We start from the raw sequence: 14077 nt of genomic DNA on the forward strand, positions 1-14077 counted from the left end.
CGTATCCGTTCGGATCAGCCTGCCAGGGGCGGGCGGGGCAGGGCCAGCCACTGCTGGACGGCGGGGTGCTGCCACTGCCGGCGCGCATAGGCGGCCAGCGGCGCGGGCACGGCATCGCCGTTGAGCACCAGGCGGTTGAGCATCAGCGCCAGGTCCACATCGGCAATCGACCATGGGCCGGCAATGTGGTCATCTTCCGCGCGGATGAAGGCACCGGCCACCGAGAACAGCTTGCGCGCCGCGGCCTGGCCCGCATCCGACAGCGGCGTGGGCGTGGGGCGGTAGAACACCACTTCGGTGCTGCGCTCCGAGCGCAGTGCCATCAGATCGCTGCGCAGCCAGGCCTGGACCTGGCGCACACGGGCGCGCGCCTGCGCATCCTGGGGGTAGAGCGGGGCGCCGCCAAAGCGCTCTTGCAGATACTCGGAAATCGCCGACGACTCCGACAGGCTGAAGTCGCCATCCACCAGCGTGGGAACGCGCGCAGTGAGCGATGCAGCCACATAGTCCGCCCCGATGTTCTGTCCCGCCGAAAGGTCCAGCGTGCGCAGCTCGAAGTCAATCCCCTTGACCTTCAGCGCAACGAACACGGACATGGCATAGGGAGAGGCGAATTGCGAATCGGCGTAAAGCAGCATGAGGGCCTTTCGGGAGACTGCATCAGTGATTGGGGCACTGATGGTAGCCGAGTGCCCGGGTCTATGGCTCAGTAGGCAGTCTGTCCCCTTGTGACTCCGGTTGTCCAAGCCAGCTTCGCCGACTGTCCCACGCCATGAGCTTTGACAGTTGACGTGTACTGCACATGGCAAGGCAGCATCGGTCGGAAGGCTAGGAAAACTCTTAAACTTACGATAGCTTATTTACATGGATTTAATTGATCTATAGAATTTGCGCATAACACATTGGGGTTCGCCCCTCAAAACCATCAGTAGCCATGCGCTGACTCCAGCTGCGCCGTTCCGCTCTCTGCGGATAGTCATGCCAGAAAAAAGCCGCCTATCCTGGGATTTGGATTTTGGTGAATTTGATTCTCTGGCTCTCAACTTTTTTAATCCGGATTTTCAGGGTCAGATTGCTTGGCCCATTTTCCCTCTTGAAGGCTGATGGGCTCATGCTTGCAGTTCATTTAAATAAGAATTTTCTTTTATTTCTGTGGGCTGATAGGCAATATTTCCGTGATTGTTAATATTTCTTGGAGGATATTATGAAAGGTTTGCTTGCTTTTTTCTTTACATTATTGATTGCGATTTTTCCCGGTGCCGTCCTTGCAAATGAAGAGGTCGTGCAGGTGAAAATATCCACCAATTTCAAAGGTGAGGTGGTGAAAAGAAGTGCCGTCGTAGGTTTGGGAGAATCGATAAAGCTCACATCCAGTCAAGGAGGAATGATTGTCGCCATAGAATATGTAATAAGAACTATTCAAGTGAATGGTCTTAAAAATTACAGCATATCTGCGACTTTATATTCGGGTGTGGAGAGCGCTGAAGCCTGGTTGTCCAGGCGTGATGTTTTTGCGGTTGTTGAAAAATCAGTTCCTGCCTTTTTCAAATTGGATGATTCATCTGACGAGATGCAGGTCGAGGTGACCATCGCCGATATCCGTGAAGAAGAGGAATATTTGAAAAATATGCCTAGAAAAATTTGCGATTTGAGCTTGGAAAGTCCTAAGCTCCTGAAGTCTCAGACTGCATCAGGAACTTATGGCTGTTGTGATATCCGCTGCCAATCAGTTAATGGAACTTGTTGTGGCGCAATTATGTGCTGTCTCAGGGATCCAGATAGCTATCCTGCGTGGCAGCATGATATTGCTAATGATTGCTGCTGTTATCCACCTCAGTATTAAGCAAAGATAGTTTGAAAAAATCATCCACTATCTAGTTGCAAACCGTCAAGAGGTTATTTGCAAATTTGAACCTGGACATCGAAGCGATGTGAACGATACCGCTGTGCGACCTGTGCCTGTGGTAGTAGTGCTGACAGCTCGCCAGGGCATTGGCTCGCTCGGCTGAGTTCTGATACGTCCACCCATAGGCCCACTCGCGCAGCGCCGATTGGATGAACCGCTCGGCCTTGCCATTGGTTACGGCCGATACGGCTTGGTGAACTTGTGCGGCGCACCCAAGGCTATACAGGCCGCAGGAAAATCCTTGGACCAGAAAGCTGCGCCGTTGTCAATTAGCAATCGTTTGAGGAGCACTCCCAGTTGCGCCTAGTGCGCCACCGTGCTGTGCAGGAACGCGATGGTTTCGTGCTTCTTCTCGTCGGGATGTATGGCGGTGCGGGCGATGCGCGCGTGGGCGTCGATAGCCACGAACAACGTCTCCCGGCCTGCTCCATTGAACGAGTCGCGCTGGTTGCCAGTCACTCGGTGTCTGGCCCTGACGATGCGCCTGAAGCGCAGGACACGCGCCTGGGCGAGGTGCGCGAAGCCGTGTTGAGGCTGGAGAACGTCGTCGTCCAGAGCTGAGCTGCGCCCCGCTCATCCCAGGCGGCCCATGCCGCCTTCAAAGACATCGCGCACGTCACGAAGGGTCTGCGAGCCCCATTCATCACGGTGCTCGCCATGCAGGGCGGCTGCCACGTAAACGATCTCCGACAACTGCGAGATGCGTGCCGCCATGCCGTGCGCCACGATATGGCTCTCCGTGTTCTGGTGGTCGCCCATTTGCATCAGCACCTGCGCCAACTGCTGGACCTCGTAGTTGGCCTCGCGGGCCAGTTCGCGCCACTGCGATGGCGTTGCGCCGGTGTCCAGCCTGGCTTGCAATTCATACAGCGTGGTGCGCGGAAACACGATCCCGTCCACCGGCGTCTCTGATATCTGCGCCAGCGCCTGGGCCGCTTCTGCCAGCAGGCGAGTGCGTGGGCCGGACTCCGCATCGCCGGGCACCAGCCGCGCCGAATTGATGCAGGCGGCCACATCAAACGCCGTGTTCTGCAGATCGCACGTCGAGCCGGGCTGCGCCGCGTGGCGTGCCACATCGCTGGCAATGCGCAGCAGGCGGTCGGATTCCCCGCTGTGCCGGTGCTTCTCGTCGGTCATCGCGGCCTGCTTGAGTGCTTCAGCGGCCTGCAGGAACAGCGCGCGGTCCGCCTTGGCGAGCTTCTTGCGCGATGGTTTTGCGGCAGCGTGCTTCATGGACCTCCTTCGAGCAACGTACAGGGCGCAGCAAAGGAGCCGCCTGAGTGGTCAGGTAGTATTTGGCGCTTGTAGTGACAACGCTCCATAGATTATCAAACAAAAATTTGATCGTCAATAGTTTATATAAAAAATGTTTGACTTCTCTGCGCGCCTGACGGAGGAAAGGAATAGGCTCGGCCTCAGTCAGGAGGCGTTTGGCGCTATCGCGGGAGTGTCAAAGATGTCTCAGCTCAACTATGAGAAGGGCGTCAGAAAGCCAGATGCGGGTTACCTCATGGCGGTCGCCGAGCAGGGAGTGGACGTCGCCTACCTGCTGACAGGTCAACGTTTGTTTGACCCGAACGCCATCCAGCATGAGCGCCCTGAACCCACCCTCGCCGCCCGCCTGCAACAGGAGCGCCAGCGCCTGAACCTCAGCGAAGCCGAACTCGCCCGCAAGGCTGGCCAAGCCAAACAGGTCCTGCAGCAATTCGAGTCCGGCGCCCTCGTCCCCGACGCCATGGCGCTGCAGCAACTGCACCTTGCCGGCGTCGATATCGGCTACGTGCTGCTGTCCCTGCGCTCCCATGCGCCCGACGCCGATGTGCAGGCACTGCTGGCGCATTACGGCAAGGCGACGGACGCTGGGCGTGCGCTGGTGCGAGGGGTGGCGGAGCTGGCCGGGCGGGGGTGAGGCTCACCCTCCACAAGGTTCAGTGTCTTGTCGCCCGGCCCAGCGACGTGCGCGGCTTGCCGTGCAGAAGGCGCCGCAACACATAGGGCAGGCGCCAGGCAGGCCGCAGCGATGGGCCGGTGCGCTCCACAAAGAGCAAAACCGCTGCAACAGCCATGGCCGGCAGGTGCCAGGCCGCGGGAAAGGCGAAGGGCGCCAGCATCCACGGCCAGCATGCCGTGGCGCATGCCACGCCGGTTCGCAGTCCGTGCTGCAGGCTGTCCCGGTTGGCCGTCGGGCCGCTGGCGGCCACGGGGTACAGCCTGTGGCAGGCATTGTGGGCGCGCGTTCCTGCGGGCGATGAACTCCACAGGACCGCCACGGCAATGCAGGCAAGAATGAGCGCGGGATGCGCTGCTGCGTGCAAGAGGGCGGCAAGCGGCACCATGACCAGCCCGGCCGCCATCCACACCAGCGCATAGCCCGCAAGCAGCAGGCCCGCCGCCAGCAGGCGCCGGCGGGCCACGCTCGATCGCATGGCGTGGCGCACCTGCCGCAGTGCCAGCAGCGGCATCATGGCCAGAACCATGGCCAGCCATGCCACACCGAGGATGCCGAGCGTGTGCCCGTCCAGCACCAGCGGCGACAGGTCGGCCAGCGTGACCGAGGACAGCGAGCCGCACAGCGACAGGCCGGGCGTGGCAGGCGGGCTGATGGCCAGGCTGATGAAGCCTGCCCCCGACACGGCCATCAGTGCTGGCGCGGGAGCGGTCCGCAGGTCTCTCAGCAGCGCGTCCATACGCGGGCCTTAGCGGGTGGCGTCCTGTGCGACCACGCTCACGCGGTCCACGGTGATTTCACGCCCGGGATCGGCTTCGGGCTGTTCGATGGCCACGTTCAACTGGTCCAGACTGCCGCCTGCGTCCAGGATGGCCTGCGTGGCATCGGTGATGTCGATGGTGGCACCCAGTCCGTTGCCTCCATGCGGTCCATCGCTGGCCGAGGCTTTGGCCAATCCGAACAGCGCCACGGTGTCGGCATGCCGTGCCGCCGCTCCGGGCGAGCCGATGGATACCGTCAGCACGCCGCTGGGCGCATTGCCGCGAATGCCTTCCAGGTGAAGAAAGTAGCGCTGTGGCCGCGGCAGCGCGGCGCCTGCCTGCAGCAACTCGACCTTTGCTGCACCGGGGTCCGCGATCGATACGGTGGTCAGCTGCGGCGTGCGGCCCACGATGACCCGTTCCGCATTGGAGCCCAGTACACGCGGCGCGGGTGGCGGGACCGTCGAGAATTCTGCGGGCATGTCGATCTCCTGCGGTGTGAGGCCTGCCGTGCTGGCGGTGAGCATGGTGGCGCCCGTGCCGCTGGTCAGATTGTCATAGTCAGGGGCCAGCGCACCGCCCGGCAGGGTTTCACCCGGATCATAGGAGGCCAGCTTTCCGTCGGTGTCCGGCATGACGAAGCCGCGGCCGGCAGGGCCGTTGCTCCAGGCGGCGCTGTTGTCCTGGATATTGCCGGGCTGGGTCAGCCAGGCGGCCCAAAGCCGGTCCACATTGCAATGGTGCACCCAGAAAATCGGGTCCAGAGCGGCATAGTCGGGGTCTGACATGAATCCATAGGGCTCCTGCAGTCCGCCGACCATGATGTGAACCAGATTGTGCGGATTGGATTCAATGGCGCCAGTGTCGCTGCCGTCATGGGAAAAGGCGGTGATGCCTCCGCCGTATTCCAAGGTGCCGGGAGCGCTGGTGAAGCGGTGGTAGTCCTGGCAACCCAGCGTGATATCACGGGGAATGTCAGGCGTTGGTCCCAGGCGCTTTGACCCATTGCGCCTGGCCTTGGCCAGGAAATTGGGAGAACCATCCGGCAATTTCTCTTCCAGGAAAGCCTGGGGTATGTTGCGTGCGGCCTGATTGCTGGAATTCAGGTAGTTCCAATAGGGAAGCGCCCAGTCCGCAGGGCCGCCAAGCTCCTTGACGGTCTTCGCCACAATGGCTTCGAATGCGGCGAGATAGCCGCGATGCCAGGGAAGAAAGTACCAGGTGCCATGCTGGCATTGGTCCCACATCTCCTCGGTTTCGGAGGTGGGCGGCAAAGGGTCCTTTGCCGAAAGCACGCCGGCACTGATCCAGCCACTCTTGTTGATGCCATGAATGGCGGCAAGATATCTCCAGCTGGTCCTGTCCGTAATGGGGAGAGAGTAAAGATGCCCCACGGCCTTGGAATACCAGATCAGAGTTTCATTCCAGACAGTTCCACCTTGATTGACATCACGACGAATTCCAGTCATTGCGTTCTCCTCCATGAAAGTTGGAGACTGGAGTGTATGAAGGCGGATTGGGTTTTGCAAGATATTGTTTCTTTTTATTGGGTTTGCCTGAGTGGGGTTTCTTGATATTGAGAGTGCGTTTTCCATTGCGGATGCCGCAATGGTTGGGAATTGACTGATTTCAGGTATTGACCAATGACGTGTGTTGGTCTAATTGACTGGATTTGTGCTTTTGCAATGGAGACTGGATTTCCGTTTTCTTGCATGGAATCGTCAAGGATGGACTGAGAAACTGCAGAAGACGGCAGGCTTGGACCCCGCCGGGCAACAAAAAACCCGCATGCCGGTGAGCATGCGGGTTTGTGATGTCCTGAGCGTCTTCACGACGTCCGGTTGGTCCCTCCGACAGGAATCGAACCTGTATCTGGCGCTTAGGAGGCGCCCGTTCTATCCATTGAACTACGGAGAGGAGCAAACGGCGATTGTAAACCCACGCCGGACCCGCCCCGCGTACCGCCGGGAGGGCGGCATGCGGGGCGCTGGGGCGTCAGTCCTTGCGCACGGTGTAGATCAGGTCCAGCGCGCTGGTTTCCCCGGTCTGGCCGCGCAGGGTGAGGCGGCGCGAGAGGTCGTAGAAGATGTACAGCGTGCCCATGGCGCCCGAGAGGCTTTGCTCGTAGGTGACGTAGAGATCGCTGGACAGGCGCTTGCCCAGGGTGAGGGCGGCGCCGGTGGAGCCTTCGCCGCCCGGTCCCTTGAAGCCGATTTCGTCCAGGCCCAGGTTGCTGGCGATCTTGCCGCTGTTGTTGCGCCCGCCGCTGAGCAGGGACAGCGCGGCCTGCTGGAGCAGGGCGCTTTCGGCGCCGCCCGTGGCGGGGTCGCGGCCCATGACCACCCAGGAGAGCTTTTCGGCATCGGGCATTTCGGGGTCGGAGTACAGGCGCACGCGCGGGGCATTGGCCGTGCCCTGCACCTGCACGCCTGCGCGCACGGCGATGTTGGGGCGCAGCGCCAGGATGTCCAGCGAGGGGTTGGCGTAGGGGCCGTTGAAGCGGATGAGGCCGGTCTCCACGTCCAGCGACTGGCCCCAGGCGCGGTAGCGGCCCTGCACGGTGCGGATCTCGCCGGTGATGCGCGGCGGGCCGCCCGCCACGGTGGGGCCTTGAACTTCCAGCGCACCTTCCAGGCGGGTGGTGATGCCGTAGCCCTGCAGCGCGAAGTCGCGGCCCAGGTCGAGCTTGACGAGGATGTCGGGCAGCTTGATGGTTTCCGCGCGGGCCTGGGCCTTGCGGTCGGCCTGCTGCTGCTTGCGCGCCGCTTCCTGCTCGGCCTTGCGCGAGGCGGCCGAGTGCACGACCACGTCGGAGTCCAGCGAGGGGGCGGATTCCTCGGGCAGGATGATGGTGGCGCGGTCGGTGGTGAGGTCGCCGCGCAGCGTGAACTGCCCTTGCTCCAGCTTGGCCTGCAGGCCGCCGGAGATGCTGACCTGGCGGTCTGCGCGCACCAGCACCTGCAACCGGGTGGCCTGGGCGCGCAGGTCCATGCTCAGGCCGGAGTTGCTGCCATCGGCATTGGGCGGGTCCCAGCGCACGAAGCCCGAGCCCGTGAGTTCGCCGCCTTCGCGCGGTGCCGTGGTGAGGTTGCCGCTGTAGCCCAGGATGCGCGCATTGCTGCCGCGCCCGCCCTGCATGCGCAGTTCGGTCAGGTCCAGCCGGTTGCCTTGCAGGCGGGCGCGCAGCACGCCGTTTTGCAGGTCGATGCCGTCCAGCGCGGACAGGATGCTCAGGCCGTCGGCCGAGAGATTGCCCTGCCACTGCGGGTTCTGGCGGTCACCGCTGATCTCGGCCTTGGCCTGCAGCGAGCCGGTGACGCGCCAGCCGGGCGGGGCGAACAGCGCCCAGATGCCGATGTCGGGCATGCGGGCGTCGATCTGGCCGGACAGCGGGGCCTTCTCGGGCCAGGTCCAGGTGCCGTTTTGCTGGGCCAGGCGCGTGCCCAGCTGGGCGGTCAGGGTGCCGGCGCGTTCGCTGTCCCAATCGAGCTTGGCCTGCACGTCGTCGCCTTGGGCGCGCACGCTCAGGCGGGCCTGCTTGATGTGGGCGCGCATGCCGGCGCCGCGCACGGTACGGGTGCGCACCTCACCGGGCTTGCTGGAGCGCGGGCCGGTGGTGTGGATGACGGTGGTGCCCGAGCCGTCTTCCACGGCCAGGCGCAGGTCGCCGGCGGCACGCTCGACCAGCAGTTCGGCCTTGAGCGCGGGACCGGTGGTGTCCAGGTCCCAGCGGGCGTTGAAGCTCAGGTCGCCGCTCAGGCCCATGGCGGCCAGCGGGGGCTCCTCGGCCATGGACAGGGCATCAACCCAGGCCAGCGGCAGGGCCTGGGCGCGGCCGGTGCTGCGCAGGGCCCAGCGGCCGTCGCCGCCCTGGGTGGCGCGGGTGTCGTCCCAGGCCAGCAGCACGGGCTGCGGCGCCTCGGCATTGGCGCGGCGCTGGGCCAGCGTGGGCGGCGTGACCTGCAGGCTGCCGGCCGATGCCGTGAAGGTGGTGGACAGCACGGTACGGCCCGTGGTGCGCTGGGCGATCTGCACGGGCTGTTTGCCCGCCAGTTGCACCTGCCACGGGCCGGGCAGGTCCTGGCCCGGATTCAACCGGGCCTGCAGTTTGTCGATGCTGGCCTGCCAGTCCAGGGGCGCCGCACCGCGCGCCGTGGCAAGGCCTGCCTGCAGGGCCGTGTCGATCTGCGCGGTCTGCGTGCCGCGCTTCGCCTGGCCGGTGAGGGTCAGGCTGGCCTGCTCGGGCGAGCCCTTGAGGGCCAGGTGCAGTTCGGGCAGCTCCAGCGCCTGCTCGGGCGGCGTGTTGGCGGGCAGGTAGCGCAGCTTGGCGGCCTGCAGGTCGGCCTGCAGTTGCAGGCCGCTGGCGGGCAGCGGGTCGCCCACGGCAGCCTTCATGCGCTTTTGCAGTGCGCCCCATCCGCCGCGCCAGCTGGCGTCCAGCTGGGCCTGGCCTTCGATCAGGGCGCCGGCCAGCGGGTCCTTCATGCCGGGCAGCTTGCGCAGCCATTGCGTGAGGGCGGTGAGTGACGACAGCTTGAGCTGGCTGCTGCCCTGGCCTGCGGCGGGGCTGATGTGGCCGTCCAGCGAGAGCTCGGCGCCGGGCAGCTCGGCCTTCAGCACGGTCTGCAGTTTTTGCTGTTCGGTGTCGAACTGCAGGCTGCGGCTGCGCACCGAGGCCTGCAGCGCATCAAGCTGCAGGTTCTCCAGCGAGAGCACGGGCTGGGCCCAGCGGCCCTTGGTGGCGAGTTTCTCGATGCGCAGGGGCTGGCGCTTGCCGCCTGCGGGCGCAGCTGCGGCCTGGATGTCCACGCTGAAGTCCACCTGCTGCTCTGCCGTGGTGCTGGCGCGCAGCTCGCCCTGCAGCGGTGCGGCTTCCAGGATGCTGTAGAGCGCGGCGGGATCCAGGCGCTGGACCTTGGCCTGGCCTTCGAAGACCTTGGTGGCGGGCTCGAATCGGCCCTGGGCGTCGATGCTGCCCGAGCCTATGGCGATCTGCGCCTGCTCCAGCAGCCACTGTTGGCCGTCATAGCGCACCGCGGCCTCGATCTGGTCCAGCGGCAGGCGCTGGCGGTCCCAGGGACCGGGCATGGCATTGTTCAGGCGTGTCGTCAGCTGCCAGGCGGTGGTGGCGATGGCCGAGCCTGGTGCCTGGTCCGATGCCTGTTCCGTGGCTGGTGCCTGGGCTGTATCAGCTGCCTTGCCATCCGGCCCGGCCTGCAATTCGCCGCTGATGCGGGTGCGCGGTCCCTGGGGCCAGAAGGCGGCGATGTCGATCTGGCTGAGCTGGGCACGCGCGGTCTGCAGCGGCTGGGGCTGCCAGGGCCGGATGCTGGCCTCGATGTCCGCATGCATGGGTTCGGACACGGGGGCGGCTTCCTTGCGCTCCCTGGCCTTGCCGTTCTTGCCATCGGCCTTGGCGGATTTCTGTACAGCGGGAGGGGTAGATGCTTCCTCGGACACCGTCCCGGGCTTGGCATCAACCTGGAGCTTGATGCCCAGTTGCGCAGCGGCGGTGGCCAGGGTGCCGTCGATCTGTGCCTTGGCCTGCACGGCCAGCGGTGCAGGTTTGGGGGCCTTGGCCGTGGAGGCCTCGTCGTCCGAAGCCAGGGCAGGCGCCTGCAGGTCGCCCTGCAGCTGGGCCTGGATGGCCATGGGCGCACGGGCCTGCAGGCGCAGCCTGGCCTGGTAGTTGCCATCGGCCCATTGCAGGTCGCGCACGTCCAGCTGGTGCTCGCTGCCGTCATAGACGTAGTGGCCTTGCAGGCCCAGTACCTCGGCCTGGGGCGGGCCTTGCCAGACGATGCGTTCCACATGGAAGGGCACGTCGATCTTCACGGGCAGCACGATCTGCTGCAGCGGCTCGACGGGTTTCTTGTCCTCGGGGTCGGGCGTGCTGGCAATGTTCAGCTCGGCGATGCGCACTTCGCCCAGGCGCACGGTGCGCGACAGCAGGGGGCGCAATTGCCAGCCAATGGTGGCGTCGCGCAGCTCGACCTTCATAGTGGGGCTTTGCCATTGCAGCCAGCCGATGCGCCCGCCCTGGCGCACGGTGCCGGTGACTTCCTTGGCCTGCAGGCTCTGGCCTGCGGGCAGCCAGCCGGCCACGCGCTGCAGGGTGTAGGCCAGCGAATCGGCACGGCCGGCCCACCACCAGGCGGAGCCCAGCAGGGCGGCCAGCAGCAGGACCAGGACCAGGCAGAACCAGAGCAGGGCGCGCAGCCAGCGGCGGCGCTGGGGCACGGGCGGGGGCGCCGGCTGGGGAGGGGACGCCTGGGGGCTTTGATCTGGCGCGGCGGAGGAGGCAGGGGTATTCAAGCGGGAATCCACCATGGTCAGAAGTTGAAGCCCAGGCGCAGGTGCAGGCGCAGCTGTTTTTCCTGGGCGCCCCAGGCGATGTCGGCCTGCACGGGGCCCACGGGGCTGCGCCAGCGCAGGCCGGTGCCCACGCCCACGCGCATGTACATGGAGTCGGGCGCATCGCCCACGGTGCCAGCGTCCAGGAAGACGGCGTGCTCCCAGTCCTGCGTGTTGCCCTTGATGACGATGGGCCGCTGCCACTCGATGCTGCCCACGGCCATGTAGCGCCCGCCGATGACCTTGCCGCTGTCGGTGCGTGCACCGATGCTCTGGTAGCCGTAGCCGCGCACGGTGTTGTCGCCGCCCGTGATGAACAGCTGGGTGACGGGCAGGTCGACATCCTTGCGGGCCAGCACGGCGCCGCCGGAGGCGCGCAGCGCCAGGCGGCTGCGGCGCTTGGTCTCGGGATCGACCTCGCCGATGGGAATCAGGCTGAGCCAGCGGCCCGAGACGCGGCCGAACGGCGTGCGCTGGGGCGTGAGCGTGGTGCCCGCGCCGACTTCCCAGGCAAAGCCGAAGCCCGAGGAGGGCGCCAGCGTGCTGTCGAAGTAGCGCCCGGTCCAGCCGTAGTTGGCCGTGACCGACGAGCTGGACGGGGGCGCGCCCTCGCCCTGGGTCTTGGCGTAGTCGTACTGCAGGTAGTAGTTGCGGTCGATGTGGTCTTCGGACTTGGTGCGGCCGGCGCGCAGCTGCAGGCTGTTGACATCGAAGTCGCCCGAGGGCGCGCGCTCGGCCTTGGCCGTGGTGAACCAGCGCCACAGGGTTTCATCGGGCAGGGCGGTCCACTGCGTGGAGATCAGCGGGTTCTTGCGGTCGAAGCGCATGCGCGTGACGGCACGCCAGCCCAGCCAGGGCAGGCGGTTGTGGATGTGGTCCACGCTCAGGCGCGGGCCGGTGTCGGTGCTCATGCCCACGCCGAAGACCCATTTCTGCATCTGGGCCTCGCGCACCTGGGCGATGACGGGCGTGGTGACCTGGGCGCCCTTGCGCTTGATGGCCTCCTCATCCTCGGCGGCGCTTTCTCCCTGCTGGGGCACGTTGGCCAGCGTGAGGAAGACGGAGTCGTAGTAGCCGCTGCTGGCCAGGCGCAGCTGGGCATCGACCAGGGCGGTCTGGTCGTATTCCTCGCCCTCGGGCAGGCGTGCGATGCGGGCCGTGCCCACGGGGTCGTAGCGCTGGGCGCCTTCGATGCGCAGCGGGCCGAAGGTGTAGGCCGGGCCGGGCGCATAGGCCACGCTGACATCGGCCTCATGCGTGTCGGCGTCGATGTCGGCCAGGCTGGAGTCGATGCGCGCCAGCGGGTAGCGGCGCGACTGCAGCGTGCGCAGGCCCTGGCTCTTGGCCTGGCTCCAGTTGGCCTGGCTGAAGCGCTGGCCGGGCTGCAGCGGCCAGTCCTCTTCGATGGTGGCGCGCTGGGAGGCGCCGTCGGGATCATCGGCATTGACGCCCGCAAAGCGTACCTGGCTGCGCGCAATGGTGGCGGGCTCGCCCGGGTCCACCTTGACGGTGACCTGCAGCGGGGCCTCTTCGGATTCGGGCGTTTCCTTGATCTCCACCGTGACCGTGGGGCTGAAGTAGCCCAGCGTGCCGATCAGGTCGCGCACGTTGGCGTCGGTGGCGCCCAGCAGCCGCGTGAGTTCGCGCCGCTGCAGATCGCTCTGGTAGCGGTAGCGGCGCAGTTCGAGGTGCTTTTCCAGCAGCTCGCGCACTTCCTTGGGCGCATCGACGACGAGCGAGAAGGCCGGGTCGCCGGTCGCTGCAATCAGCGACGGGTCCGTGTCCTTGTCATCATTCTTGGACGGCAGGAGGCTGCAGCCACCGAGCATCAGGGCTGCACTCAACAGAAACAAAAACGCCGGCCCTCGGGCCGGCGCTGTCGCGGGGGGGAGCTTGGGCATCGGCCTATTTTGACAGCAGGCGCATGGCGTCTTCCAGACCTTTGAGTGTCAAAGGGTACATGCGGTTGCCCGTGAGCTGCTGGATGATGCTGATGCTCTGGCGGTACTGCCAGACGCCGGGCGGCTCGGGGTTGATCCAGGCAAAGCGCGGGAAGGCATGCGTCAGGCGCTGCAGCCATTCGGCGCCGGGCTCCTCGTTCATGTACTCCACGCTGCCGCCGGGCTGCAGGATCTCGTAGGGGCTCATGGTGGCGTCGCCCACGAAGATCAGCTTGTAGTCCTTGTTGTACTTGCGGATGATGTCCCAGGTCGGAAACTTCTCGGCGAAGCGGCGGCGGTTGTTCTTCCACATGAAGTCGTAGACGCAGTTGTGGAAGTAGTAGAACTCCAGGTGCTTGAACTCGCTCTTGACGGCGGAGAACAGCTCTTCCACGCGCTGCACATGCTCGTCCATGGTGCCGCCCACGTCCATGAGCAGCAGCACCTTCACGTTGTTGTGGCGCTCCGGGATCATCTTGATGTCCAGGTAGCCCGCGTTGGCGGCCGTGCTGCGGATGGTGTCGGGCAGGTCCAGCTCCAGCTCGCCGCCTTCGCGCGCGAACTTACGCAGCCGGCGCAGCGCGACCTTGATATTGCGCGTGCCCAGTTCCTGCGTGTCGTCGTAGTCGCGGTAGGCGCGCTGCTCCCAGACCTTGACGGCGCTCTTGTTGCGGCCCGGCCCGCCGATGCGCACGCCGGCCGGGTTGTAGCCGCCGTGGCCGAAGGGGCTGGTGCCGCCCGTGCCTATCCACTTGTTGCCGCCTTCGTGCCGCTCCTTTTGCTCTTCGAGCCGCTTCTTGAGCGTCTCCATCAGCTCGTCCCAGCCCATGGCCTCGATGGCGGCCTTTTCCTCGGGCGAGAGCTCGCGCTCCAGCAGCTTCTTCAGCCAGTCCTGGGGAATTTCGCGCGTGAGGTCGGCCACCATCTCCACGCCCTTGAAGTAGGCGGCAAAGGCGCGGTCGTACTTGTCGTAGTGCTTCTCGTCCTTGACCAGCACGGTGCGGCCCAGGTGGTAGAAGTCGTCCAGGCTCCAGGCGTCGTCGCTCTTGGGGCCGACCACGCCAGCCTGCAGTGCCTCCAGCAGGGTCAGGAACTCCTTGACCGAGACGGGCAGCTTGGCCGCGCGCATGGTGTAGAAGAAGTCGATCAGCATGGCATCTCCCGAAGG

General features: G+C 65.0%; 11 protein-coding genes and 1 tRNA gene. 3 read left to right on the forward strand and 9 right to left on the reverse strand.

Translation table 11 applies throughout. The features are described 5' to 3' along the window. Positions 1 to 14: 14 nt before the first annotated feature. Positions 15 to 638 (reverse strand): glutathione transferase, encoded by a 624-nt coding sequence (yfcF, locus tag DA1_RS12415; protein WP_034390649.1) that lies wholly within the window; start codon positions 636 to 638, stop codon positions 15 to 17. A gap of 566 nt (positions 639 to 1204) precedes the next feature. Between yfcF and DA1_RS30385 the strand changes: the two genes are divergently transcribed. Continuing rightward, positions 1205 to 1843, forward strand: coding sequence for a hypothetical protein (locus tag DA1_RS30385; RefSeq protein WP_155294177.1), 639 nt, complete (start codon positions 1205 to 1207; stop codon positions 1841 to 1843). A gap of 31 nt (positions 1844 to 1874) precedes the next feature. Here the strand turns inward: DA1_RS30385 and DA1_RS31545 are convergent, their stop codons facing one another. After that, positions 1875 to 2156, reverse strand: coding sequence for an integrase core domain-containing protein (locus tag DA1_RS31545; RefSeq protein ID WP_373861049.1), 282 nt, complete (start codon positions 2154 to 2156; stop codon positions 1875 to 1877). A 92-nt stretch (positions 2157 to 2248) separates the two neighbouring features. Between DA1_RS31545 and DA1_RS31550 the strand changes: the two genes are divergently transcribed. Then, positions 2249 to 2467 (forward strand): hypothetical protein, encoded by a 219-nt coding sequence (locus DA1_RS31550; RefSeq protein WP_373861022.1) that lies wholly within the window; start codon positions 2249 to 2251, stop codon positions 2465 to 2467. Between the two features lie 12 nt (positions 2468 to 2479). Here the strand turns inward: DA1_RS31550 and DA1_RS12420 are convergent, their stop codons facing one another. Then, positions 2480 to 3139 carry a hypothetical protein gene (locus tag DA1_RS12420; protein WP_034390650.1) on the reverse strand — a complete coding sequence of 220 codons (660 nt, stop codon included), beginning with the start codon at positions 3137 to 3139 and terminating at the stop codon, positions 2480 to 2482. 223 nt (positions 3140 to 3362) lie between these two features. On the opposite strand from DA1_RS12420, the gene DA1_RS12425 reads away from it, so the two are divergent. Further along, positions 3363 to 3815 carry a helix-turn-helix domain-containing protein gene (locus tag DA1_RS12425; RefSeq protein ID WP_230590714.1) on the forward strand — a complete coding sequence of 151 codons (453 nt, stop codon included), beginning with the start codon at positions 3363 to 3365 and terminating at the stop codon, positions 3813 to 3815. Between the two features lie 19 nt (positions 3816 to 3834). Here the strand turns inward: DA1_RS12425 and DA1_RS12430 are convergent, their stop codons facing one another. The 6 genes from DA1_RS12430 to DA1_RS12455 all read right to left on the reverse strand — a co-directional run bounded on the left by DA1_RS12430 (position 3835) and on the right by DA1_RS12455 (position 14062). Further along, entirely contained in the window at positions 3835 to 4593 is a 759-nt protein-coding gene (locus DA1_RS12430) for a copper chaperone (RefSeq protein ID WP_016447904.1), read from the reverse strand. A gap of 9 nt (positions 4594 to 4602) precedes the next feature. After that, positions 4603 to 6084 (reverse strand): tyrosinase family protein, encoded by a 1482-nt coding sequence (locus DA1_RS12435; protein WP_034398200.1) that lies wholly within the window; start codon positions 6082 to 6084, stop codon positions 4603 to 4605. A gap of 373 nt (positions 6085 to 6457) precedes the next feature. Beyond that, positions 6458 to 6532 (reverse strand) — tRNA-Arg (locus DA1_RS12440). A 78-nt stretch (positions 6533 to 6610) separates the two neighbouring features. After that, the gene (locus tag DA1_RS12445; protein ID WP_034390652.1) at positions 6611 to 10945 is read right to left on the reverse strand and encodes a translocation/assembly module TamB domain-containing protein; all 4335 of its coding nucleotides are present in this window, start codon (positions 10943 to 10945) and stop codon (positions 6611 to 6613) included. Between the two features lie 2 nt (positions 10946 to 10947). Continuing rightward, positions 10948 to 12870 carry an autotransporter assembly complex protein TamA gene (locus tag DA1_RS12450; RefSeq protein WP_174549388.1) on the reverse strand — a complete coding sequence of 641 codons (1923 nt, stop codon included), beginning with the start codon at positions 12868 to 12870 and terminating at the stop codon, positions 10948 to 10950. Positions 12871 to 12874: 4 nt separating this feature from the next. Next, positions 12875 to 14062 (reverse strand): vWA domain-containing protein, encoded by a 1188-nt coding sequence (locus tag DA1_RS12455; protein WP_012203587.1) that lies wholly within the window; start codon positions 14060 to 14062, stop codon positions 12875 to 12877. Positions 14063 to 14077 lie beyond the last annotated feature (15 nt).

This window comes from Delftia acidovorans NBRC 14950 (assembly GCF_001598795.1).
Classification (GTDB): Bacteria; Pseudomonadota; Gammaproteobacteria; order Burkholderiales; family Burkholderiaceae_C; genus Comamonas; species Comamonas acidovorans.

Bases quoted from the DNA above. Each gene is read 5' to 3' on its own strand.
- yfcF (WP_034390649.1), bottom strand. From the start codon at position 638: ATGCTGCTTTACGCCGATTCGCAATTCGCCTCTCCCTATGCCATGTCC.
- DA1_RS30385 (WP_155294177.1), top strand. From the start codon at position 1,205: ATGAAAGGTTTGCTTGCTTTTTTCTTTACATTATTGATTGCGATTTTT.
- DA1_RS12420 (WP_034390650.1), bottom strand. From the start codon at position 3,139: ATGAAGCACGCTGCCGCAAAACCATCGCGCAAGAAGCTCGCCAAGGCG.
- DA1_RS12425 (WP_230590714.1), top strand. From the start codon at position 3,363: ATGTCTCAGCTCAACTATGAGAAGGGCGTCAGAAAGCCAGATGCGGGT.
- DA1_RS12430 (WP_016447904.1), bottom strand. From the start codon at position 4,593: ATGGACGCGCTGCTGAGAGACCTGCGGACCGCTCCCGCGCCAGCACTG.
- DA1_RS12435 (WP_034398200.1), bottom strand. From the start codon at position 6,084: ATGACTGGAATTCGTCGTGATGTCAATCAAGGTGGAACTGTCTGGAAT.
- DA1_RS12445 (WP_034390652.1), bottom strand. From the start codon at position 10,945: ATGGTGGATTCCCGCTTGAATACCCCTGCCTCCTCCGCCGCGCCAGAT.
- DA1_RS12450 (WP_174549388.1), bottom strand. From the start codon at position 12,870: ATGCCCAAGCTCCCCCCCGCGACAGCGCCGGCCCGAGGGCCGGCGTTT.
- DA1_RS12455 (WP_012203587.1), bottom strand. From the start codon at position 14,062: ATGCTGATCGACTTCTTCTACACCATGCGCGCGGCCAAGCTGCCCGTC.